Genomic DNA, 23,411 nt, shown 5'->3' with positions numbered 1-23,411 from the left:
GCGGCGAGCCACCCTCTCCCACAAGGGGAGAGGGTAAGAAAGCCTACGCCGCCACCACGCGCGGCGTCTCGACGGCATCGGACGGCTGCACCGGCTTGCTCAGCATCGCCACCGCGCTGAAGCCGACGGCTCTAAGCTGCTCGCACATCTGCGCGCGCGCATCCGCCGCCATCGACGCATCGGGCACCACGACGGCGCGGGCATGGGCCGTCAACAGGTCGGCCGGCAGGTCCGAGGCGCTGCCGGCATCGATCAGCACGTGATCGTAGGCGCGCAGCAGCGCGTCGATCGCGAGTGCGACGCGCGGCGACTGCAGCAGGCTGCGGTCGAAACCGGGACGGCCGGCCATCACCAGATGCAGCCGCGACAGCTTGTCCCGGGTGATGACTTGCGCGAACGAGGCCTCGCCCTGCATCAGCTCGGCAAGGCCGGGAGCCTGCGCATCGGCGGAGACTGCGGCAATGGTCGGCGAGGACACGGCGAGATCGACCACGACGACGCGTGCATCGCGCGCCAGGTTCCGCGCCAGCGTCAGCGTCGACAGCGTGATGGCGTCGCCCGGCGCCGTGCCGAGCACCGTAACCTTCTTGGCCGCAGCGCCCGCGGCACGCAGATCGTCGGCCAGACGCTCGATCTCGGCGAATTCACTCGTATCCAAATCGGCCGCCATCTCCGGCTGCAGCGGCGCGGGCTCCGCCAACACCGGATCGAGCATTGGTTCGCCGCCCCTGTCGACCACGGGCTCGATGGCCCGCTGAACGACCAGCGGCTCCTGGCGCACCGGCGTCTGCGCGGAGCCCATTGCCGCGCCCGGCGCGGTCTGGCGCAGCAGCTCGCCGGTGACGACGACGCCGGACGAGAGCAGCAGCGTTGCGATCGTTGCGATCAGCACGATCGGCAGCTTCTTCGGATAGGCCGGCGTGTTCGAGACGATGGCGCGCGAGATGATGCGGCCGTCAGTCGGCGCGGTGTCGATGGTCTCGCGGGTGTTGGCCTCGCGGTACTTGGCAAGATAGGTCTCGAGCAGATCACGCTGCGCCTTGGCCTCGCGCTCCAGCGCGCGGAGCTGGACGTCCTGGCCGTTGGTGGAGGCCGCCTGCTTCTTGAGCTGCTCGAGGCTCACGGTGAGGCCATCGACCCGACCGCTGGCGATGCGGGCGTCGTTCTCGAGCGAGCGCGAGATCTTGGCGGCTTCATCGCGGATCTGATTGTCGAGGTCGCCGAGCTGAGCCTTCAGCTCCTTGATGCGGGGATGATTGCCGAGCAGCGTCGACGATTGCTCGGCGAGCTGCGCCCGCAGCGTCACCCTCTGCTCCGACAGCCGGCGCATCAATTCGGAGTTCACGACCTCGGACGCCTCGATCGGCTTGCCGCTCTGGAGCATCTCCTTGATCAGCCGTGCCTTGGATTCCGCATCCGCTTTCATCGAGCGCGCATTGTTGAGCTGGGTATTGACCTCGCCCATCTGCTGGTTCGACAGCGTGGTGTTGTTGGTTCCGACGAACAGGCTGGACTTGGAACGGAAGTCCTCGACCCTGGCTTCGGCGTCCGAGACCTTCTTGCGCAAACTCTCGATCTCGCCGGCCAGCCATTGGCTGGCGTTCTTGGCCTGCTCCTGGCGCGCGGCCTGCTGCAGCACGAGATAGCCGTCGGCGATCGAGTTGGCGACGCGCGCGGCGAGCTCGGGATCGGCGGACTGGAATTCGACCACGATCACGCGCGACTTGTCGACGGCGTAGGCCGAAAGTCGCTCGTAATAGGAATCGAGCACGCGCTCTTCCGGCGTCATCGCGAACGGATCGCGGACGATGCCGACGAGCGCGGCAAGCGATTTCAGCGGCGAGATGCCCTGCAGCACCGGGTCGAATTCGGGGCGCTCGGCGAGCTTGTTCTTCTTGATGATCTCGCGCGCCAGATCGCGCGACAGCACCAGTTGCACCTGGCTGGTGACGGCCTCGGCATCGAGCGCCTGCCGCTCCTCGGTGCGGTCGCTGTTCGGACGCAGGAACACGTTCTCGCGGCCGTCGATCAGAATCCGGGTTTCAGATTTGTAGCGCGGCGTGACGAGATTGACGATGGCGAGCGAGGCAACGAGCGCCAGCACCGTCGGCACGATGACCCAGCCGCGCTTGCGCGCCAGGGCCGCACCGAGCGCGTGCAGGTCGATGTCGCCGGATTCGACCTGCCCAGGCTTGGCGATGACGGGCGCGGGCTTCGCTTCGGGCTTCGCTTCGATCTTGGCCTCAACCTTGGCTTCGATCTTTTCGGCTTCCGCTTCGTGCTTTTCGGCCCTCGTTTCGCTCTTGGGCGCAGCTTCGCCTTTGGACTTCGCGACGGCCCGCGCGATCACAGCCTTGTCCTTGCCGGCACGCCAGAACGCTAAACGCATCGAACACTCCCGCAGGGCAACACTGCGACTCTACCTCAACCGGGGCGATTACACTCCATTAAGGTTGCCGCTGGGTTAATCGTGACGACCCGCGCCTTGTGCACGTCGACCCGTCACCGTTTGTTAACCACGAGGCCCCTTAATCCATCTCGATTTTTCACGAGAATTGTTCGGCAAGTCGCCGTCGAGCTGGTTTTGATCATGCCCCCCTCTCCCGACCGGCCGCTTCGCATCCTTCACGCCGTGCGCGCTCCGGTCGGCGGCATCTTCCGCCACATCCTCGACGTCGCCAACGGCCAGGTCGACCGCGGCCATCATGTCGGCATCCTCGCCGACAGCCTCACCGGCGGCGAGCGCGCCGACAAGGCGCTGACCGAGCTTGCGCCGCGCCTGAAGCTCGGCGTCCACCGCATGGCAATCCGCCGCGAGCCGTCGCCCGATGACGTCCTGGTATGGCTCCGCATGCGGCGGCTCATCGCCACGCTCAAGCCCGACGTGCTGCACGGCCACGGCGCCAAGGCCGGTGCCTTCATCCGCATGCGGCGGCGCTCGGACGACACGATCCGGATCTACACCCCGCATGGCGGCTCGCTGCATTATCCGCTCAACACCTTCAAGGGCGAGTTCTACGCGCGGCTCGAACGCGCGCTGATGGACTCCACGGACCTGTTCCTGTTCGAGAGTGCCTTTGCGCGCGACACCTATCAGCGTATCGTCGGCACGCCCAAGGGCGTGGTGCATTGCGTCTTCAACGGCGTGACGCCGGAGGAATTCGAGCCGGTCATCACCGCCGAGGATGCGACCGACCTGTGCTATGTCGGCGAGTTCAGGCACATCAAGGGCGCCGACCTGCTGGTCGATGCCGTGGCGCGCCTGCACGAGGGCGGCAAGAAGGTCACGCTCACGCTCGGCGGCGACGGCGAGGAGACGGCCGCGCTGAAGGCGCAGGTCGAGCGGCTTGGCCTCGCGAACGCCATCCGCTTCATCGGTCACGTCAAGGCGCGCTACGGCTTCTCCAAGGGGCGGCTGCTCGTCGTCCCCTCGCGCGGCGATTCCATGCCTTATGTCGTGATCGAGGCCGGGGCCGCGGGCATTCCGATGATCGCATCCAAGATCGGCGGCATTCCCGAGATCCTGGGCGTCGACAGCCCCGCACTGTTCGGCCCGAGCGATCCCGAGGCCATGGCGGAGGCGATCGCCGCAGCGCTGGACGATCCGCAAACCACCGCGCAACGCGCACTTTCCTTGCGCGAGCGCATCTCGGCGCACTTCTCGCAAGCCGCGATGGTCGAGGGCGTGCTCGCCGGCTATCGCGACGCATTTGCCAATCATTAACCATCCTTAAGTCCAGCTTTAGAGAATCTTCCGATTTGTTCGATAATCGAAGCGCCAGGGTATGCTTGCCCGGGCGCGCAATGCCGTGCCGCGGGTTCTGGAATGGACGTGAACGCCCGTGGAACCGCTCAACGCACGCTCGATGCTCGATGCCGCGGCCAGCACTGCGGCAAAGCCTGCTGACCAGCCCTTCGTGGAGCGCCGTCGCCGGCTCTCGCCTGCCGCGCTCGATGTCGTCAACCAGAAGGTCGCCCGCGCCTATTCGCCGATCGTGATCGCCGGCTTCGTGCGCCTTGCCGATTTCGCGCTGCTGAGCCTCGTCGGCATCGCAATCTATCTCGGCTACGTCATGCCGCTCGCGGGGGCGTTCAGCTGGATCTATCCAGCCGAGGTCATCGCCGTCGCCATCGCCGCCGTGGTCTGCTTCCAGGCCGCCGACATCTACCAGGTGCAGCTGTTCCGTGGTCAGCTCCGGCAGATGACGCGGATGATCTCGTCCTGGTCGTTCGTCTTCCTGCTCTTCATCGGCATCTCCTTCTTCGCCAAGTTCGGCAGCGAAATCTCGCGGCTGTGGCTCGCCGCCTTCTACTTCCTCGGACTCGCCGCGTTGATTGCCGAGCGCCTGGTGCTGCGCGCGCTGGTCCGCGCCTGGGCGCGCCAGGGCCGGCTCGACCGCCGCACCATCATCGTCGGCTCCGACAGCAACGGCGAGCAGCTGGTCGAGGCGCTGAAGGCGCAGGAGGATTCCGACATCCACGTGCTCGGCGTGTTCGACGACCGCAACGACAGCCGCGCGCTCGACACCTGCGCCGGCGCGCGCAAGCTCGGCAAGGTCGACGACATCGTCGAGTTCGCCCGCCGCACCCGCGTCGACCTCGTGCTGTTCGCGCTGCCGATCTCGGCGGAGACCCGCATCCTGGAGATGCTGAAGAAGCTCTGGGTGCTTCCGGTCGATATCCGCCTCTCCGCGCACACCAACAAGCTGCGCTTCCGGCCCCGCTCCTATTCCTATCTCGGCGAGGTGCCGACGCTCGACGTGTTCGAGGCGCCGATCACCGATTGGGACCTGGTGATGAAATGGCTGTTCGACCGTATTGTCGGCAGCCTTGCGCTGCTCGCAGCCCTGCCGGTGATGGCGTTGGTTGCGCTCGCCGTGAAGCTCGACAGCCCCGGCCCGGTGCTGTTCCGACAGAAGCGGTTCGGCTTCAACAACGAGCGCATCGACGTCTACAAGTTCCGCTCGATGTACCACCATCAGGCCGACCCGACCGCCTCGAAGGTGGTGACCAAGAACGATCCGCGCGTCACCCGCGTCGGCCGCTTCATCCGCAAGACCAGCCTGGACGAGCTGCCGCAGCTCTTCAACGTGGTGTTTTCAGGCAATCTGTCGCTGGTCGGCCCGCGCCCGCATGCGGTGCAGGGCAAGCTGCAGAGCCGGCTGTTCGACGAAGCCGTGGACGGCTATTTCGCCCGCCACCGCGTCAAGCCGGGCATCACCGGTTGGGCCCAGATCAACGGCTGGCGCGGCGAGATCGACAACGAAGAGAAGATCCAGAAGCGCGTTGAGTTCGACCTCTATTACATCGAGAACTGGTCGGTGCTGTTCGACCTCGTCATTCTCCTGAAGACGCCGATCTCGCTGCTGACCAAGAACGAGAACGCGTATTGAGTTTCTCTGTCATGCCCCGCGTAGGCGGGGCATCCAGTACTCCGTAGCGCTAGTGGTTTCCACGATAGGCGCCGCGGAGTACTGGATCGCCCGGTCAAGCCGGGCGATGACGGCTGTGTTGTGGCGCATGAGTTGCGTAAGCGTATGAGCGTGTGATGGCGTATGCGGCGACAGCCGGTGGAGTGAACGCAGCCGCAACGGCCGCGCCCGGCGTGCTGGCGTTGCAGCGCGCGCTGGTGTGGCTGGTCGGCGCCTCTGGCGCCATCGTCTTCATCGAGCCGAGCCCTTACGAGATCGCGACGCTGCTCGCGACCGTCACCTTTTTCGCCACCGGCCTGCGCCTGCGTCTCGTGCTGATGCCGCTGCTGTTGATACTGATCCTGCTCAATGTCGGCTACACCATCAGCGCGATTCCGCTGTACGAGCGGGCGGAGGTGGTGAGCTGGATCGCGACCTCCTGGTACATGGCGGTGACCGTGGTGTTCTTCGCCATGGTCATCTCCGAGGACACCGAGGCCCGGCTCGACATGCTGCGACGCGGCCTCGTGGTCGGCGCGATGATTGCCTCGCTGCTGGCAATTGCCGGCTACTTCCACCTGATTCCCGGCGGCAACGACCTCTTGACGCTCTACGGCCGCGCGCGCGGCACCTTCAAGGACCCGAACGTGCTCGGCGCCTACTTGATCCTGCCGGCGCTGTTCGCGCTTCAGAGCGTGGTCTCCGATAAATTGGCCAAGGCATTCCGCAACGTCATCGCCTTCGGCATCATGTCTCTGGCGATCCTGCTCGCCTTCTCGCGTGCGGCCTGGGGCGGCCTGGTGCTGACCTCCGCCTTCATGCTGGCGCTGATGGTGCTGACCAGCCGCACCAATGCGCAACGCTCGCGCATCGTCATCATGGCGATCGTCGCCGCGGTGCTCGGCCTCGCGCTGATCGCCGTGCTGCTGTCGCTCGATTCCACGGCGGAGATGTTCAAGCAGCGCGCGAGCTTCGGCCAGAGCTATGACGAAGGCCGCTTTGGCCGGTTCGGCCGGCACATCCTGGGTGCGGAGATGGCGCTCGATCTGCCGTTCGGCATCGGTCCACTGCAATTCAACCGCTACTTCCCCGAGGACACCCACAACTCCTACCTCAACGGCTTCATGTCCGGCGGCTGGCTCTCCGGCGTGTGCTATCCCGCGCTGGTCTTCACCACCGTCATCATGGGTTTCCGCCACGTCTTCATCCGTGTGCCGTGGCAGCGCGCCTACCTCGCGGTCTTTTCCGCCTTCCTCGGCACCGTCGGCGAAAGCTTCGTGATCGATACCGACCACTGGCGGCACTTCTGGATGATGCTGGGCGCAGTGTGGGGGATGATCGCAGCCGCGCAAGCCTACAAGCTCAGGTCCGGCGAGGACGCTTCTTCAGCTTGAGATCCGGCCGCTTTTCCGGCGGCGTGTCGAGCAGACCTTTCAGGGCCTCGGTCGCCGCGAGCGTGCCCTTGTATGCTTCATTGGAGAAGCGAAGCAGCAGCCGCAATTCCTCGTCGGAATAGCCGTTGCAGACGTTCTCCATCGCCTGCTGCATCGGCACGTAATACTGGCCGAGGCCGGCGATCGCCTCCGGCACGACCGTGATGAAGACCTTGCGACGATCCTTCTCGTCTCTTTCGCGCCGCACCAGGCCCGCCTTTTCGAGCCGGTCGACAACACCGGTGATGGCACCGGTGGTCAGGCCGGTGACCTCGGCGAGCCGCCCTGCCGTGACGCGGCCTTCGAGATACAGGATGTCCATGCATTCGAGATCGGAATTGGCAATTCCGGCAACGTTGGCAACGGTCTGTCCGTAGAGCACGCCCTGCGCGGAGGACCTGCGCATGGCGTCCTCGAGTTCCTGCAGCAGCGCAGCGCGCGCCTTCGTCCTTGACAAGGCCCACCTCATCTCTTAGGCAATATATATCTTAGTCACTAAGATATTTAGTGATCGTAATTTCTCCTAGCACCACGGAAACGTCGGGAGCAAGCCATGGCCCACCGTCCCCGCAAGGCGCTGATCATCGGCGCCGGCATCGCCGGCCCCGTCGCCGCGATCCTGCTGCGCCGCGCCGGCATCGAATCCGCGATCTACGAGGCCTGGCCCTATTCGAAAGGGACCGGCGGCGGCCTGCAGATCGCACCGAACGGCATGCATGTCCTGGACGAGATCGGGCTGGCGAAGCAGCTGATCGACCGCGGCTCGGTCGCGGAAGCCTTCAACTTCTATTCGCAGGGCGGCGAGAAGCTCGGCTCAATCAACCGCGACCTGGCGCGGCGCTTCGGCCAGCCGGCCGTCAACATCGCGCGCGCCACGCTGAACGAGATCCTGATCGACAAAGCCTGGTGCGCCTCTGTCTCGCTCTATTTCGAGAAGCGCCTGATCAAGATCGAGGACCGCGGCGACCAGCCGATCATCGCCTACTTCGCCGACGGCACCACCGCCGAAGGCGACTTCCTGATCGGCGCCGACGGCGTGCACTCGGTCGTGCGCCGCCAGGTCGTGCCCGACGGCCCGCAGCCGTTCGACACCGGCCTGATCGGCTTCGGCGGCTTCGTGCCGCACGCCGTGCTCGACGGCAGATCCATCGGCCAGCACGTCGAAACGACCTTCGGACAGAGCGGCTTCTTCGGCTACGGCTATTGCAGCTCCGATCCGAAAGACGGCGTGATGTGGTGGAGCACGCAGCCGGCGCACGGCATGGACGCGGCGACGTTCCGCGCGCTCGACCATGCGACGCTGAAGCAGCATCTGCGCAGCTTCCATCACGGCTGGCATGATCCGATCCCCGCCATCATCGAAGCGGCCGAGAACATCGTGGTCACCGACACGCTCGACGTAGCGACCCTGCCGACCTGGTCGCGGAAGCGTTCGCTTCTGATCGGCGATGCCGCGCACGCGACCAGCCCCCATGCCGGCCAGGGCGCCTCGCTGGCGCTGGAGGACGCGATGCGATTTGCGCGGCTGATGCAGGAGGGCCAGGAGCTCGGCGCCACCTTCCAGGCCTTCGAGGCCGAGCGCCGCCCGCGCACCGAGAAGATCGTCGCGATCGCCCGCCGCAACGGCAACAACAAGCGCGAGTTCAGCGCCACCGGCGCCTGGATGCGCAATCAGATGCTGAAATGGCTGCTGCCGCTGGGCGCCAAGGGCATGGACTTCATGTACGCGTACGATGCGCGGGCGGCGTGACAGAGACGATGCCGTAGGGTGGGCAAAGCGCAGCGTGCCCACCACCGAGAGATGGTGGGCACGGGGCGTTGCGCCTTTGCCCACCCTACGAGAGCCAACCTAGCTCTCCACTTTGAACGTCAGCCCGGCATTGTCCTGCAGCCGCTTGATCAGCTTGTGCTGCATCGCTGCGCCCGGCGTCCAGAAGCCGGCGGGAACGTCGCTCGCATCGCGCAGCAGGCAGATGGCGCATTCGGAGATCATCTTCGAGGTCGAGCCGTAGCCGGGATCGCGGTCGCCGGTGACGCCGGCGCGGACCATGCGGCCGTCGGGGGCGATCGCGACATAGAGCAGGTTGAACAGGCCGTTCTCCCGCTCCTCCTTCGACGGCCCCTCGCCCGGCTTCGGCGCGTTCGGGCCGGTCTTCTCGGCATTGGCCGCCATCACGCGCTTGGCGTTGGCCTCACCCTTCTCGCCGGGGCCAGTCAGCACCATCTCGTCGTAGACGAAGTCCTTTCCGTAGGGAAAGCCCATCAGCATGTTGGAGCGATGGACGTTGCGGGTGTTGATCAGCGCCATCATGAACGGCGCGGCCCAGGATTGCAGGTCCTCCTCGAAGACCGCCCTGTTGCCCTTGGGCTGCTTCGGGCCGGTGAAATCAGGCGTCAGCGCGAAGTGGTCGTTGAGGATGGCGACGAGGCTGAGATCTTTGGCGACGGCGTCGAAGGTCGCCTTCGCGCTCGCCGCCGTGCCGCCTGACAACGTGCCGCGCATGTCGCGCACGCGGCCCTTCACGCGCGGTGCCGGCGCGCCGAACACGCGCCTGGCTTCCTCCTGCACGAAGAAGGTGCCGAGCTCGAACGGCACGGAATCATAGCCGCAGGAGAACACGATACGCGCGCCGCTCGCCTTGGCCGCAGCCTCGTACTTGTCGATCATCTGCCGCATCCAGACCGGCTCGCCGCAGAGATCGAAATAATCCACACCCGCAGCGACGCAGGCCGCTAGCAGGTCCTCGCCGTAGAACTGGTACGGGCCCACCGTCGTGATCACCGATTTGGTTTGCGCCACCATCGCCTTGAGCGACGCCGCATCCGACGCATCCGCGACGATCAGCGGCGTGTCAGTGGCCGCGCCGATCGCATCTCGCACCGATGTCAGCTTGTCGAGGCTGCGTCCCGCCATCGCCCATTTGAGCGCCGTGTCGTCCTTGTAGTGCGCCGCCAGATATTCGGCGACGAGCTGACCGGTGAAACCGGTTGCGCCGTAGACGACGATGTCGAATTTCGCAGAGCTCATGATCGGCCTTTACTTCTTCGCGTAGCTCACGCCCATGCCGGCACGGACGTCGCTTTGAATGCCATAGGGCGGGATCGGATAGCGCAGGCCGTTCTTCGCCAGCGCCTTCATGCCCTCGATTGCCTTGGCGAGATGCGAGGGCTTCAATGCCATCAGCATCTCCTCGTCCGGCACGCCGCCATAGCGCCGTTCGGCATAGCATGGCAAGGACAGGCTGGGCTCCCCAGTCTTGAGCGCCCGCCCCCATGAATCGGCGCAGGCGGTCTCGCCAACCACGCCCCATTCGAACTTCTTGTAGCCGGTATATTGCAGCCCGTTGATCAGGATGATCATCTGCCCCGGCGTCGCATAGACGAGGCAGATATCGGGAGGATCGAGCCGGCCGCTCGCGAGCGGGCTGACGGCGAGCGCCTGATATTGCCCGAACGGAACCACGTCCAGCGCCGCCTGGCGCTTGCGCGCGTCCTCCGCCGTGCCGTGCCAGACCCCGACATAGTTTTCGCCGGCGAGCCATTTCTCGTCCTGCGGCGCAAGACCGATCACCGCGCGGCATTGGGCGCCTACGAGATCGTCGGCGGTGATGCCGACGGTCCAGCCCAGGCGCGCAGCCATGCTGACGATCTGGTCGGTGGTGTGAATTGCGTTCGGGCGGCGGATCTTCGGGATCGCCTCCATCTCTGCGACGCTCGCGAAGAGCTTCATGCCGATCACGTTCGTCTTCAGCCGCAGCAGGCTGCTGAGATCGGCGACGAGGCCGGCAAGGTCGATCCTGCCCGTACTCTGCTGTTGCATGGCTTCCTCCGCGCCGGCGATGGTGCGCCGCGTATTCTTGTTTTGCGGCTTTGTTCTAGTCCCTGCCCGGTCCCGGAAGCAACTCGGAGATCCTGCCCATCAGACGGTAAGCGGTAAGACCGATCCACTCGCGCACCGCAACTTCGGTTCGTCTCAAGCCGTCCGCGCCCATGTTGGTGAAGGAGAATAGATCCTCACGTCCCCCCATCCGCCAGTCCACCGGATAGGCCTCGACGTCAAATCCGGCCTTGCGGAAGATTCCCATCGAGCGCGGCATATGGAAGGCCGACGTCACCAGGAGCCAGCGCTCGCCGGGCTTTGGCGATACCAATTGCTTGGTGAAGATCGCATTCTCCCAGGTGTTGCGGGAGTTACGCTCGAGGATCAGGCGGTCCTTCGCGATGCCGAGATTCTCCAGGATCGGCGCGGAATAGTCGGCCTCCCTGGCCTCGCTCGACACCAGGTTCGCGGAGCCGCCGGTGAAGACGATGCGCGCATTGGGGTAGCGGCGCGCAAGCTCGGCCGGCGCAAACAGACGATCGGCCGCGTGCGCGACGACCGGCGTGCGATGCGCCGCCGACAGATCGGTGTCGACCGAGCCGCCGAGCACGATGATGCCGTCGGGCGCGCCGCGCGAGGCGTCCCACGCCGGGAAGCGCGACTCCAGCGGGTAGATCAGGAGATTGCCGAGCGGCGAGAACGCCGCGAGCGCCAGCAGCACCAGCGTGGTCACGGCAAGCCGGCGGCCAAACGCGGCAAAGCGCGTCGCCATCAGCACGACAGACACAATTCCGAGCTCGACCAGAAGATTGATCGGCAGCAGCGCGACGCCGATGGTCTTGGAGAGAGCGAAAAACAGAGGAGCCTCGCTGGAATGATCGTGCCTGCCATGCGCGGGCTTGGCCGGCACGGCCTTGTTCGGAAATCCTTCTTGAAAGAGGATCGATCGCCGGGTCAAGCCCGGACCGATCAAACCAACCGGACGCGGCAAATGACCCATCATCACCTGCATTCCAGCCCCGAAACCTGCCATTGGGGCTTCTTCGAAGCCGCACTCGAGCCCGTCCTCACCGTGGCCAGCGGCGACGAGGTGACGGTCGACACCATCAGCGGCGGTCCCGACATGCTGCCTGATCGCGACAGGTTTCACATTCCGCCCGAGATGCACGAGGTTCATGCCAGGAGCGAACGCATGCTGCCGGGCCACATCCTCACCGGTCCGATCGCGATCGAAGGGGCCGAGCCCGGCGACGTGCTCGCGGTCGAGATCCTCGACGTGCAGCTCCGGCAGGATTGGGGCTGGAACATGATCAAGCCGCTGTCCGGCACCCTGCCCGACGATTTCCACGAGACGCGGATCCTGAACATTCCGCTCGACCGTACCACGATGGTCGGCCGCATGCCGTGGGGCCTCGACCTGCCGCTGAAGCCGTTCTTCGGCGTGATGGGCGTATCGCCGCCGCCAGCCTGGGGCCGCATCTCCTCGCTGATCCCGCGCGCGATGGGCGGCAATCTCGACAACAAGGAGCTAGGAGCCGGTGCGACGCTGTATCTGCCGGTGTTCGTGCCGGGGGCGATGTTTTCCTGCGGCGACGGCCATGGCGTGCAGGGCGACGGCGAGGTCTGCGTCACCGCGATCGAGACCGCGCTGCAGGGCCGCTTCCGCCTGACGCTGCGCAAGGACCTGAAGCTAGACTACCCCCGCGCCGAGACGCCGACGCATTACATGACCATGGCGATGGACCCCGATCTCGACCAATGCGTGGTGCGCGCGCTCCGCGACATGATCGCGCTGCTCGGCGAAACGCGAAATCTGTCGCGCGAGGATGCCTACACGCTGTGCAGCCTCGCCGCCGATCTCCGGGTGACCCAGACCGTCAACGGCGCCAAAGGCATCCATTGCATGATCGAAAAGGCGATCGTGCACGGCTGAGCCGCCGCGCCCTTTCCTGACCTGCCGACATCACGCCGCCGCCCGGTCTTCCCGGCGGCGCGTCGTGATGTGTCCGATTCTCAAGCGATTCCAATCACGTGAGCTTCCGCCCCAGCGCTGATTTGACTTCCACCCCCGAACCTAAATAGAGTCTTAATCGTTACTTTTATGTACCCGAGTAAGAGGCTAGCGTTCGGGCCATGGCCACCGAAAAAGCCGAGACTGACCGCATTCCCGTAACCTTGGCGCTCTCGACCATCGCGTATCTGGAGAAGCTGGTGAGACAGGGCACCCACGGCACCAGCGTTCCCGGCGTCGCACGGACATTGATCGAGGAAGGCATCCGTCTCGCCATCAAGGACGGTCTTCTGTCGATCCGCGACAATGGCAGGACGTGAGCGCACCCGGTACGTGAGGCGGGCGGATCTCGAGACCGCGGATGGCCGACATCTGCAACCTGGGATCGCCGACAAATGCCTGTTCTCTCACCGACCTGGACCGACGAACGAATCGAACTCCTGAAGCAGCACTTCGAGGCCGGCCTCTCCTGTCGCGAGATCGCCGCCGACATCGGCGTCAGCCGCAACGCGGTGATCGGCAAATTGTCGCGGCTCAATCTGACGCGCGGCCGGACGGTCGACGACCGAAAGGTCCAGGACAAAGGCCTGGCGCCGGCGCGGATGCGCAAGGCCGTGCCGCGGCTGCAATGCGAGATGCTCGCCTCGATCTATGGCGAGACCGATGCGCCGGTGTTTGCCGGCCCAATCGACGAGGCCAACCGCTGCTCGTTGCTGGAGCTGTCGGAGAATCGCTGCCGCTGGCCGATCTCGACGCCGGGCGCAGCCGATTTCTGCTTCTGCGGCAACACGGCGCCGGACGGCCAGCCCTATTGCGCCGGCCACAGCCGCCTCGCCTATCGGCCGGCGGCGCGCACCCGCGTGATACGCGGCTGACGTTGCGGGCATCTGGACAACAAAAAACCTCCGGCGGGGCATCGCCGGAGGTTTCTGGAGGCTTAGCATGAAGCTAAGAGCCGCAACTTTCGTATCTGGCTGGCAGTGATATAGCTTAGTAGCTCAAGTAAGTAAATAAGTTTGACGCGACGGAATCGCATGGCTCGCCTTCGTGTTCCGCAACGGCATTCGATTTTCCGAAACTCTTGCCATGAAAAACCCCGGCAGTTTCCCGCCGGGGGTCTCCGATCGATTTGCGCGATCGATGATCAGAAGTTGCGCTGAGCGCGCAGCAGCATGCTCACCGAGTCTTGGTCCTTCAGCTCGTACACGGCCGCCGGCTTCGCAGCGCTGGCAATGCCCGGGCTCGCGATGAAGCCGGAGTACTTCTGGTCCAGACGCGACCAGCTCAAGTCGGCAGTGAACGCCAGGCCCTTGACCGGGGTCCACACGGTGTTCACACCGACCACCGCGAAGTTGAAGTCCGGATTACAGGTCGAACCGGCCAACCCGATTGCGGCGAAGTTGGTGCAGATCAGGGCCTTGCCCGTGTTGCCGTACTTCAGCTGGGCGTAGCCACCGTAGATGGCGCTGGCCCAGTTCGGGCTCCAGTTGTGGGTATAGCCGCCACGGAAGCCCCAGGTCTTGACGGTATCGATGCCGGTACCGGTTCCGAACACGCCGTCGGCGAGACCGGCGAACCCGGTGCTCTGATACGCGCCGTTGCCGCTGCCGCTGAACATGAAGAAGCTCTGCGGGAACAGGCTCTGGAAGTTGTAGCGGGTCGCACCGTCGGTGTAGACGGCCTGCAGGTTGATGACGTCACCCGCGCCGGTCGGGATGTTCTTGATCGACAAGGCGCCCTGCACGGCCCAGCCCCACTTGTCGGAGGGATGACCGGTGACTTCAGTCGCGCCGTAATAGGCTGAATGCAGCTCATGGGCCGCGACCGAGATCTGCGCCAGACCCCAGGCCTGGTCGACACGAACCTGACCGATCACCTCGGGCATGCGCGTGCCGCCCCAGGCGCTGGCGCCATAGACGCCGGTCACGAACTGCGCCGCCGTACCCGACGACACGTTCCAGAGGTTCGATTGACCATTGTTCGCCGAGGTCTCGTCCTGCAGCGCGAACGAAGCAGTGATGCCCTGGCCGAAGTCAGCCGTGTAGGCAACCTGGTTCACGCCGTTGACGTGGTTGGAGCCGCCCGGAAGGGTATCGGGGCCGCCGGCCGGATAGCTCTGCCAGGGAGCGTCGAAGATCGAGACCGTGCGGCCGAAAGTGAAGCCCGCGAACTGGATGAACGCATGGTAGAGACCGAGCGAGGCCGAACTGGTCGAGAACGCCGACGGGTTGCTGCCGGTGACGTTCGTGGAGTCGTAGCTGACGACCAGGTCGGCGTAGGTGCGAACAACGCCGTATTCGGTCGCCGTGCGGGTATCGATGTTGAAGTCCAGACGAGCGCGGCTGTAGTAGTAGTTGGTCAGACGGTTGTTGGACCCGCCGTTCACACTGCTCGAGCTGTTCCTGAAGCCATAGTCGCCGCCGCCGCCGAGAAGCATGTCAGCGCGGATGTAACCACCAAACTTGATGCAGGTATCGGTGCCCGGCATGTAGTAGAAACCCGCGCCGTAGAGCGAGCAGATCTTCACGTATTCGACTGCCTTGGCCTTGACCGGAAGATCAGCCGCCTGAGCTCCACCAACGGCGATCAGTCCCGCCGCAGTGCCGAGCAAAAGGCTCTTCACCACTTTCATTTAAAACCTCCAAGTTGCTCATTTCACGGAGACCGGACCGTGAGGCCCCCCAGATCCCCGTCTCTTCATCAAATCCGCTCGGCCGCTTCGCGTTTTCGGACGTACCTGCATTCGCGAGGGACGTGAGCGAACCACCTGCAACGGGACGATCGAGAACCCCCCACCGTCGGGATCAATATGCCCGCGCCGTTCCGTTAATCAAAATAGTTTATTAGATCAGCTTTGTGGTTTCACTAACCCTGTGGCCGCAACGCAACACCGGTGTTGAGCCAAAAAGCCTGATCGGGTCATATTTGTAGTTTTCGTGACACCATTACCCTGCTCTGCACTTGCGTCAGAGCAGAGTTGCGTGGACTATGCCCGCCGAAAATGAGCCGGAAAGAGAATCAGCTTGCGGGAGTGACGCTGTGTCCGCGACGAGGAAGGAAGGCGCGCGCCTGCGCACCATCGGCAACCTGGATATCATCAGGCGATTCACCTGGGAGATATCGTCGATCAACATGTATCTCGAGGAGCTGCGTCAGTTCTGGGCGAGGACGCTCGGCATCAGCGGACCGCAATGGCTGATCCTGATGGCCATCTCGGACCTCGACAAGGACGACGGCATTCCGGTCAACGTCGTGTCCAAGCTCCTCCACGTCGATCCGTCCTTCGTCACCACCCAGTCCAAGCTGCTGGAGAAGAAGGGCCTTTTGCGCCGCCGCCCCTCGCCGACCGACGCGCGCGTGGTCCGGCTATCCCTGACCGAGAAAACGCAGAAGCACCTGGCGAGCCTCAACGAGCAGTACAAGACCATCAAGGAATTCGTCTTCCAGGAGTTCGACGAGGCCGAGCTCGCCGAATTCACCACCAAGCTCGCGACGCTGAAGACCCGGCTGGAAAAGGCCTGCGTCCGCCTCAGCCTGGACCTCTGACGGCTCGCCGCTAGATCCGCCCCGCGCCACGGAGCCGCGATTCCAGCCAGTCGAATATATATTCGTTGGCAAGGCTCGGATTGTCGGCATGGGCCTGCGCGGCGCCGGTCTCCGCCGCGGTGAACACTTTCAGCGTGACATCCGAGCTGCCGAGCCGGGAATTCCGGACGAGCTGACGCGCCCGGTCGGCCTTGAGCCAGCCGTCCTCCCCGAGCGTGATCAGCACCGGGCAGTCGGCGCTGGAGGCCATCAGCGGCGCATGCGGCACAGGGACGATGCTGACGTCGCTCATCGCGAATCGGCTGGCGAAAAAGGCCCGCTCGTGCAGATCCCACAGGCCGCCGTCGCAGACGGCGGCGGCAAGCCGCGGCTCCTGCAGCACCGCGCGCGCCACGAAGGACGAGCCCCAGCCATCGGCGATGATCCCGACCCGCGCGAAATCGACGTCCTGCCGCATCTCCAGATAATCCATGACGCCGGGGATCGCGCTCTCGAGATCCTGGCGCCGCAATAGCGCCTCGAGAAAATCGTCGCGCTGGTCGCCGAACAGGTCGAGCGCCAGCATCGAGAAGCCACGCTCGCGCGCGTGCGGCACGAGCTTGAACAGAAATTCTTCCTTGCGGTGGCCGGGCTCGCCGATGCAGATCACGGTCGGCGCCGGCTCCTTCCCCGATGGCGCGGGCAGGAAGTATCCCTGCAGCGAGTGCCCGTCGAGCCAGGGTATCGTCACCACCTCGCCGGCCGGGCTGCGCGCGGCGAGATAGCGGCGCGCGCATTCCTGCATGGCCAGCACGGCGACCCAGCGGCGCTCGTCGGCGGGATCGAGCGGCATCGCTGCGGCACCATAATAGTTCATGGCGCGCAGCCAATTGCGCTGCGCACTGGCGCGGTGGCCCTCCGCGAACGCGGTCTCCGCGCGCTGCCGATTGGTCTGCGCCAGCTTCTTCCACTCGCGGTGCCAGGAGCGGTCGTCGCCGCGCTTCAGCTGCCGCGCGATCATCAGGCATTCCGCGATCGTGGCGCCGCCCTCCTGGGCCGCCGCGAGCAGCCGCGTGAACTCAGCTGAAATGTCCTCTCGCTCCGGGCAAAAGGTCCAGTCGTCGGAGAGGCATGCGGGCATCATTGGGAGCTACGCTCTAATCGTCGCGTTACCCCGATTGACTAAACCATTTCAAGTCGCCGACCAAGCCGGCGCGCGCGTCATTACAGGCATGTGAGATCAACATCGCTTGAACAACGTCATGACGGATGCGTGACATTGCAACAGATCATGGTGCGCGACGAACATTGGCGGGAGCTGGCACTTAGAATTGTCCAAGTATCTCTTGCCATGACGACCATCATAGCCATATCGGCGCGCCTTGCTGGGCGCGCTAAAGAATATGACCCCTAGCGGCGGCGTGCGCGCACGCCTCTCCTTCGAGACGGCGCTGACGTGCCTCCTCGGGTGCGATGGGTGGGCGCCCCGGCAGCGGCCTCAACCAAGCCGCCAGCCGACCTCCTGCGTAATACTTTCGAAGAAGGCACGGTCATAGGCCTGCTCCGGCGCGGCGCGCACGCGCTCGTCGAGAAGCTTGGCGTCCTCGCCGACCAGAATGCGCCACCGCTCCGCCTTGACCCCGTCGAGGATGATCTTGGCGGCTTCTGCCGCCGTCGTCGGCGCATCCTCCAGGAAGCTGCGGGCGCGCTCGGCGAACGCCGCCTGGATGTCCTCGTCCGACATCCCGTCGGCATCCGGCACGCCGGCCGCGACCATGCGCTTGCGGGTCAGCGCGACCTCATCGGCATTGAGCCGCTCCGAGCCGTCGGCGCTCTGCACCTTGCGCGAGTTGGAGACGATCGAGGTGCCGATATGGCCGGGCATCACCACCGAGCATTTGACGTGCGGCGCATGCAGGCGCAAATCGTTGATCAGCGCTTCGGTGAATCCCTTCACTGCGAATTTGGCCGCACTGTAGGCGGTGTGCGCCTGGTTCATGCCGATCGAGGCCCAGAAGCCGTTGACGCTGGCGGTGTTGACGATGTGGGCTTCGTCCGCGGCCACCAGCATCGGCAGGAAGGTGCGCACGCCGAGATAGACGCCGCCCCAGCAGATGTTGAAGGTGCGCTCCCATTGCTCGCGGGTGTTGGTGAACAGGCTGCCGCCGCCGCCAATGCCGGCATTGTTGAACAACAGATGGATCCTGTCGGTCTGCTGCTGCTCGGCGAGCTCGTCGCGAAAACGCTTCAGATGGTCCTCGATCGCGACGTCGGCGACGTGCGTCGTGACGCGCAGCCCCTGCGGCAGCTTCTCGGCCTCGCACAGCCGCTTGGTCTCGGCCATCGCGGCCTCCGAGACGTCGCACATGGCGACGTTGCAGCCCTCGGCCACGAGCTGCCGCGCGAGCTCGCGCCCCATGCCCGTGCCGCCGCCGGTGATGACTGCGATCTTTCCAGCAAAATCCTTCATGGGACTTCGGTCCCTCCCCTTGTCGGTGTGTTTCTTGGTCACGGCGCCGCTGACCGCGGCGCGCGCAAAACTGTAGCAGCGCGACATCCGCGGGTAAAAGCCGTGCGCTGCCCTCTTCGCCTTCGGTAATTTCGGCGGGCGGACTACGCGCGATGTTGCGCGCGGGCCTTGTGAAGTGGCTCATAGGCGACACGGCCCGGATAATCGATCATTCCTGAGTATTTTCCAGCGGATTCCCCGTATTTGTCCGGCTTCGGGTTAATGGCAATTTTTCTACAATCCGAATCGCCAAATGGGGGTGGACGCTGGATTGAGTCGGCCAGGCCAGCGTGTTGTTTGCGTGTCACAGGCTCTGGCACTCCGCTTGCATCCTCTTCGTGGTCAGAAACAACCAACGAGGTGATAGGAATGTTCGTGACCGTCGTTGCCGTGCTTTGCCGGCTTGGCGCAGCCAGCTCAGGCAGTTGTGTCGAGGAAATCGTGACAGACAGCAACATGACACCCGAGATTTCGCTAATGCAGTGCGCGATCGGCGCACAAGCGCCTCTCGCGAAGTGGATGGGTGAGCATCCGATCTATCACGCGAACTGGCGCCTCGAGCGCTACAAATGCGTGCCGGGTCATTACGAGATCAAGGGCCACGCCTAAGGCCCCGCAAAACCACTGGTACCGAGACCACGGATACCAGAACGATCGATCCAAGAGGAAACGCCCGGGGGCCGCTTATCCCTGCGTGCGGACACTGCCAGCGCCAGACCGATCACGGCAGGCGCTCTGTGACAATGATCACGCCCTCCCTCTAAGCCACTTCACGCAAGATGATCGCGCGTGCCCGCCGTCCTTCCGGCGTCGGCATCAGCGCGAAGTTGTGCGGTTGCTCGCGCAATAGATGCAGCTCGATCGGCACGCCCACCGCCCTCGCTCTTGCGGCAAGGTCGACGCTGTCTGGATACAGAAGATCGCGCGTGCCCGAAAAAATCGTCATCGGCGCGAGCCCGCGGAAACTGCCGTTGAGCGGGCTGACGAAGGGATGGCCGACTTCGAGCTCGCCGGCATAGAGCCGCGCGGCCTCGACGATGCCCGGAATATCCTGGATCGGATCGCGCGCCGCGATCGCAACCTGCTCCGGACGGCCGACCGAGGCATCGGCCGCGGGCGAGATCAGCAGCAACCGGCTCGGCTGCCGATGACCGCGATCGCGCAGCCATTGGCAGGCGGCGAGCGCAAGCCCAGCGCCGGCCGAATTGCCGACGACCGTCACTTTTGCATCGCCAGCGTCTTCCAGCAGCATGCGCAGCAGCTCGGCCGTCGCCGGCACGACGTCCTTGGCGGTCGCCCGCGGCGCCAGCGGGTAGATCGGCACGACGCAGCAGATTCGCGCCTTGCGCGTCATCTCACCGATGAAGCGCCAATGCGCCGGCGCGATCTCGTTGATGTAGCCGCCGCCATGCAGGAACATGACGTAGTTGCAGCCCTCGTGGCCTGACGCCGGCTCGGTGTAGTAGACCGGCCAGCCGCCCATCTTGGTCAGCGTCACCTCGACGTTGCCGACCCCGACCGGCTCGTGAGAGGCCGGCGCCAGCGCCAGCTTCTGCACACGCGCCAGCACCGCCTCGGCGGATGCAAGCTGCTGCTTGTAGGGAAGCTGCCGCAGCAGCAGGTTGAGGGCCCGGCTTTGCAGGCTTGGTGCTGGATCGCGCGGCGCCCGCGCGCCGAATACGCAGCCGCCCGGACAGAATTGGAAGGCCGATACAAGTCTCGCAACGCTCATCGCCACATCCCCATCCGGCTGTTTCGACCCGGCGACGAAGAGGGTTGCCGACCCGCCGCCATTGGTCGATATAATGCGAGCATTCACTCGCTTTTCCTACTCGCATTCAGATCACAAGTCCGTGGCCCGCAAACCGTCCACAACACCCCGGAAAAATGCCTCGCAGGAGCGATCCCGTGCCACCGTCGACGCGCTGGTCGAGGCAACTGCTCGCATTCTGGTCAAGGAAGGCTTCGAGAAGGCCAGTACCAACCGCATCGCCGAGATCGCCGGCGTCAGCGTCGGCTCGCTCTACCAATATTTTCCCAGCAAGGAGGCCCTCGTCGCCGCCGTGATCGATCGCCACAATGATGCGATCATGAATGTCGTCCGCGCCGCCTTCGCGGAGGTCGCCGACCTGCCGATCGAGATGGCCGTGCACCGCCTCGTCACCGTCGCGATCGAGGCCCATCACATCGACCCGAACCTGCATCGCGTCCTCGCCGAGCAGATCCCCCGCTCCGGTCACCTCGCGGAAGTCGAAGCCTACAGCCACGAAATCCACGCCCTCGTGCGCACCTATCTCGAACGCCACCGCAAGGAGATGCGCAAGATCGATCCCGCGCTCGCAGCATTCATGTGCGTGAGCGCGATCGAAGCCATCGCGCACAACACCGTGCTGAACGGAGAGATGCTGTCGGAGAAGATGGTGAAGGTGCTGGTGGACGAGACGACGCGGATGGTGGTGGGGTATTTGAGGTAGCGGAGCCTGAGATTACGGAAATCGGCGACAGCGCGCCCATTTGGATGAGGCAGCGTCCTGCGCCCTGAGAGGCGCGCCAGAATGCAGTCCAGCACTGTCACCGTAATGTCCGAACACGACGGATCGAGGAAGCGCCCACTTCGCCAGGCCCGATGACACAAAGCGCACCGCGTTTGTTCGGGACCAAGTTACCATGCATAGTACCGGGGCTCTCGGCGGGCCGCTTGACTCAGGTCAATATCCCGCCGGCCTCAGCGCGCCAACATTGTCGTATGGGTGTTGTATTGCCTGCCATCTAGCGTGAGCGATCCCGGCGGAGTGCCGGGGCGCGGACATCGATCGTGAATCGTGACACGACGGAAAGCAGAATGAAGCTCGCGCTTGCGCTGCCACCACCGCAACGTGATTTGCGTCTCGACCTGTTTCGCGGCCTCGCCAACTGGGCGATGTTTCTCGGCCATGTGCCCGGCACAGTGCTGGTGTGGTGTTCGTTCCGAAATTATGGATTCAGCGACGGGGCCGACCTGTTCGTGTTCATCTCCGGCTACACCTCGGCGCTCGTTTATACCCGAAAAATGGAGCGAGGCTTTGTGTTCGGAACGAGCAGGCTCTTCAGGCGCGTATGGCAAATCTACACCGCCCATATCGTGCTATTCATGATCTACCTGGCTTTCATCCATTTCCTGTCGGAGAGGTTCAACGCGCCTGATCTGATCGATCTGTTCAACGCCGGACCGGTCACCAGCGCGCCGATCGAGATGATGACGCAGGGGCTTTTGCTGCGATACAAGCCTCTGAATTTGGACGTGCTGCCGCTGTACGTCGTCTTGATGGGCCTGTTTCCTCCGATCCTCTGGTTGATGTTGAGATTTCCCGACGCCGCCATGATCGGGTCGGTGCTGTTATATCTGGCTGCGCGGCAATTCCATTGGAACCTGCCTTCCTATCCGTCGGGAAGCTGGTACTTCAATCCGCTGGCGTGGCAGCTTCTGTTTGTTACGGGCGCATGGCTCGCGTTGACCGGTGCGGGGCGTCTGCATTTCTTGCTGCGGTCCAGGTTCGTGCTGGTTGTTGCGGTTGCCTATTTGATTTTTGCGGCGATCATGACGTTAGCTGCTCACCAGCCTCAGCTCCGGGCCTTGTTTGCGCCTGCCTTGTTCGAGCTTTTCAATCCCAACGACAAGACCAATCTGGCGCCCTACCGCTATCTTCATTTGATGGTACTGATTATCCTTGGTGCCCGGTTCATACCGATCGATGCGCGCGGGCTACAAGCCACCATCTTGCGACCCCTGGTAAAGTGCGGCCAGCAGTCCCTCGAAGTGTTCTGTGTGGGCATTCTCCTGGCCTTCATCGGGTACTTCATCCTGCAGTTGGCAGGGAACGGCATCCTCGCTCAACTGCTCGTCGGAGCTGCGGGAATCGCGATCATGACGGCGGTTGCCTACTACAGATCCTGGTCAAAGCGAGTAGAGAAACCTTCACATGAGAGTCCGGTGGATGGAAAGAGGGCGCCGGAAAGCACCGGCCCCCTCGAGCATCTTGTAGTGCGCGCCGCCGGAACGGTGCCGCAGGTCGCTTGCGGGACGGGTACGCAGCAGCAGCCGTTAAGGGAAGTTTGACAACCGCGCCGGCCGTCAAGATCGCGATCGAGGCCCATTCCATCGACCCGAATCTGCACCGCGTCCTCGCCGAGCAGATCCCCCGCTCCGGCCACCTCGCCGAGGTCGAGGCCTACAGCCACGAAATCCACGCCCTCGTGCGCGCCTATCTCGAACGTCACCGGAAGGAGATGCGCAAGCTCGACCCCGCGCTCGCAGCGTTCATGTGCGTGAGCACGATCGAAGCCATCGCGCACAACACGGCGCTGAACGCAGCCGAGATGCTGTCGGAGAAAATGGTGAAGGTGCTGGTGGACGAGACGACAAGGATGGTGGTGGGGTATTTGAGCTGGGTGGGCGACAAGCCAGGGCACTTGCGATCTAGCTCCGCACGATGCTTCTTGAGCTTCGCATCTGGCCTGATGACGATCGCACTGCCCGCGTCCAAAGCTGATCGTATTTGCGCGACTCATCCTCCGCCGGGACGCGACCGCGTCAGTCGTCGCGCGGTAACTCGCCTCGCCAATTTAAATATTTATGCATATTTAATTTTGACAAATTAAATCATTATTATTTGAGGCCGGGCAGAACCGGAGCGTGGTCAATCTCAGTCAGGCACGCTCTTGC

At 64.2% G+C, this 23,411-nt stretch carries 21 protein-coding genes; 12 read left to right on the top strand and 9 right to left on the bottom strand.

Features of this window, described 5'->3' with window-relative positions:
• Window positions 1–43 precede the first annotated feature (43 nt).
• Window positions 44–2,389, bottom strand: a complete 2,346-nt coding sequence (locus tag I6F33_RS15965) for an exopolysaccharide transport family protein (RefSeq protein WP_225140079.1) — start codon at window positions 2,387–2,389, stop codon at window positions 44–46.
• Between the two features lie 201 nt (window positions 2,390–2,590).
• On the opposite strand from I6F33_RS15965, the gene I6F33_RS15960 reads away from it, so the two are divergent.
• From I6F33_RS15960 to I6F33_RS15950, 3 genes are all read left to right on the top strand, one after another.
• Window positions 2,591–3,724, top strand: coding sequence for a glycosyltransferase family 4 protein (locus I6F33_RS15960; RefSeq protein WP_225140080.1), 1,134 nt, complete (start codon window positions 2,591–2,593; stop codon window positions 3,722–3,724).
• Between the two features lie 118 nt (window positions 3,725–3,842).
• Window positions 3,843–5,393, top strand: coding sequence for an undecaprenyl-phosphate glucose phosphotransferase (locus tag I6F33_RS15955; RefSeq protein ID WP_225140081.1), 1,551 nt, complete (start codon window positions 3,843–3,845; stop codon window positions 5,391–5,393).
• Window positions 5,394–5,548: 155 nt separating this feature from the next.
• A complete protein-coding gene (locus I6F33_RS15950; protein ID WP_225143262.1) occupies window positions 5,549–6,805 on the top strand; it encodes an O-antigen ligase in 1,257 nt (418 codons plus the stop codon).
• On the opposite strand, the gene I6F33_RS15945 is transcribed toward I6F33_RS15950, so the two are convergent.
• On the bottom strand, window positions 6,774–7,250 hold the full coding sequence (locus I6F33_RS15945; RefSeq protein WP_050995948.1) for a MarR family transcriptional regulator: 477 nt from the start codon (window positions 7,248–7,250) through the stop codon (window positions 6,774–6,776). The genes I6F33_RS15950 and I6F33_RS15945 overlap by 32 nt on opposite strands.
• Before the next feature lie 147 nt (window positions 7,251–7,397).
• On the opposite strand from I6F33_RS15945, the gene I6F33_RS15940 reads away from it, so the two are divergent.
• Window positions 7,398–8,594 carry an FAD-dependent monooxygenase gene (locus tag I6F33_RS15940; RefSeq protein WP_225143260.1) on the top strand — a complete coding sequence of 399 codons (1,197 nt, stop codon included), beginning with the start codon at window positions 7,398–7,400 and terminating at the stop codon, window positions 8,592–8,594.
• A gap of 99 nt (window positions 8,595–8,693) precedes the next feature.
• Here I6F33_RS15940 and I6F33_RS15935 read toward each other — a convergent pair whose 3' ends face one another.
• Genes I6F33_RS15935 through I6F33_RS15925 form a run of 3 tightly spaced genes read right to left on the bottom strand, consistent with a single transcriptional unit; the run spans window position 8,694 to window position 11,487 of the window.
• Window positions 8,694–9,872, bottom strand: coding sequence for a trans-acting enoyl reductase family protein (locus I6F33_RS15935; protein WP_225143259.1), 1,179 nt, complete (start codon window positions 9,870–9,872; stop codon window positions 8,694–8,696).
• A 9-nt stretch (window positions 9,873–9,881) separates the two neighbouring features.
• Entirely contained in the window at window positions 9,882–10,664 is a 783-nt protein-coding gene (locus I6F33_RS15930) for a DUF169 domain-containing protein (protein ID WP_225143251.1), read from the bottom strand.
• A gap of 55 nt (window positions 10,665–10,719) precedes the next feature.
• Window positions 10,720–11,487 carry a YdcF family protein gene (locus I6F33_RS15925; protein WP_036010382.1) on the bottom strand — a complete coding sequence of 256 codons (768 nt, stop codon included), beginning with the start codon at window positions 11,485–11,487 and terminating at the stop codon, window positions 10,720–10,722.
• 168 nt (window positions 11,488–11,655) lie between these two features.
• Between I6F33_RS15925 and I6F33_RS15920 the strand changes: the two genes are divergently transcribed.
• The 3 genes from I6F33_RS15920 (at window position 11,656) to I6F33_RS15910 (ending at window position 13,550) form a co-directional block, all read left to right on the top strand.
• Entirely contained in the window at window positions 11,656–12,597 is a 942-nt protein-coding gene (locus I6F33_RS15920; RefSeq protein WP_225143247.1) for an acetamidase/formamidase family protein, read from the top strand.
• Between the two features lie 200 nt (window positions 12,598–12,797).
• Window positions 12,798–12,995, top strand: a complete 198-nt coding sequence (locus I6F33_RS15915; protein WP_024341172.1) for a hypothetical protein — start codon at window positions 12,798–12,800, stop codon at window positions 12,993–12,995.
• Window positions 12,996–13,070: 75 nt separating this feature from the next.
• Window positions 13,071–13,550, top strand: a complete 480-nt coding sequence (locus I6F33_RS15910) for a GcrA family cell cycle regulator (RefSeq protein ID WP_225143246.1) — start codon at window positions 13,071–13,073, stop codon at window positions 13,548–13,550.
• Window positions 13,551–13,819: 269 nt separating this feature from the next.
• On the opposite strand, the gene I6F33_RS15905 is transcribed toward I6F33_RS15910, so the two are convergent.
• Window positions 13,820–15,307 (bottom strand): porin, encoded by a 1,488-nt coding sequence (locus I6F33_RS15905; RefSeq protein WP_036025433.1) that lies wholly within the window; start codon window positions 15,305–15,307, stop codon window positions 13,820–13,822.
• A gap of 407 nt (window positions 15,308–15,714) precedes the next feature.
• Between I6F33_RS15905 and I6F33_RS15900 the strand changes: the two genes are divergently transcribed.
• The gene (locus tag I6F33_RS15900; RefSeq protein WP_036010395.1) at window positions 15,715–16,221 is read left to right on the top strand and encodes a MarR family winged helix-turn-helix transcriptional regulator; all 507 of its coding nucleotides are present in this window, start codon (window positions 15,715–15,717) and stop codon (window positions 16,219–16,221) included.
• A gap of 10 nt (window positions 16,222–16,231) precedes the next feature.
• Here I6F33_RS15900 and I6F33_RS15895 read toward each other — a convergent pair whose 3' ends face one another.
• Both I6F33_RS15895 and I6F33_RS15890 read right to left on the bottom strand, forming a co-directional pair.
• Window positions 16,232–17,344, bottom strand: coding sequence for a S9 family peptidase (locus tag I6F33_RS15895; protein WP_036010398.1), 1,113 nt, complete (start codon window positions 17,342–17,344; stop codon window positions 16,232–16,234).
• Between the two features lie 354 nt (window positions 17,345–17,698).
• Window positions 17,699–18,670 (bottom strand): SDR family oxidoreductase, encoded by a 972-nt coding sequence (locus I6F33_RS15890; protein ID WP_036025445.1) that lies wholly within the window; start codon window positions 18,668–18,670, stop codon window positions 17,699–17,701.
• Window positions 18,671–19,078: 408 nt separating this feature from the next.
• Between I6F33_RS15890 and I6F33_RS15885 the strand changes: the two genes are divergently transcribed.
• Entirely contained in the window at window positions 19,079–19,318 is a 240-nt protein-coding gene (locus I6F33_RS15885) for a hypothetical protein (protein WP_025036674.1), read from the top strand.
• Between the two features lie 151 nt (window positions 19,319–19,469).
• Here the strand turns inward: I6F33_RS15885 and I6F33_RS15880 are convergent, their stop codons facing one another.
• The gene (locus tag I6F33_RS15880) at window positions 19,470–20,441 is read right to left on the bottom strand and encodes an alpha/beta fold hydrolase (protein WP_083235130.1); all 972 of its coding nucleotides are present in this window, start codon (window positions 20,439–20,441) and stop codon (window positions 19,470–19,472) included.
• A gap of 121 nt (window positions 20,442–20,562) precedes the next feature.
• Here I6F33_RS15880 and I6F33_RS15875 point away from each other — a divergent pair, with 121 nt between their 5' ends.
• The 3 genes from I6F33_RS15875 (at window position 20,563) to I6F33_RS15865 (ending at window position 23,347) form a co-directional block, all read left to right on the top strand.
• Window positions 20,563–21,183, top strand: coding sequence for a TetR/AcrR family transcriptional regulator (locus I6F33_RS15875; protein ID WP_036010401.1), 621 nt, complete (start codon window positions 20,563–20,565; stop codon window positions 21,181–21,183).
• A 368-nt stretch (window positions 21,184–21,551) separates the two neighbouring features.
• A complete protein-coding gene (locus I6F33_RS15870; RefSeq protein WP_063822468.1) occupies window positions 21,552–22,805 on the top strand; it encodes an OpgC domain-containing protein in 1,254 nt (417 codons plus the stop codon).
• A complete protein-coding gene (locus I6F33_RS15865) occupies window positions 22,802–23,347 on the top strand; it encodes a hypothetical protein (RefSeq protein ID WP_225125132.1) in 546 nt (181 codons plus the stop codon). Before I6F33_RS15870 ends, I6F33_RS15865 begins: the two co-directional genes overlap by 4 nt.
• The last annotated feature ends 64 nt before the right edge of the window (window positions 23,348–23,411 follow it).

This window comes from Bradyrhizobium sp. BRP20, assembly GCF_020194215.1.
Lineage (GTDB): Bacteria > Pseudomonadota > Alphaproteobacteria > Rhizobiales > Xanthobacteraceae > Bradyrhizobium > Bradyrhizobium yuanmingense.
The sequence above is the reverse complement of the archived record's forward strand: the minus strand, read 5'-3'. Positions and strand labels throughout refer to the sequence as shown.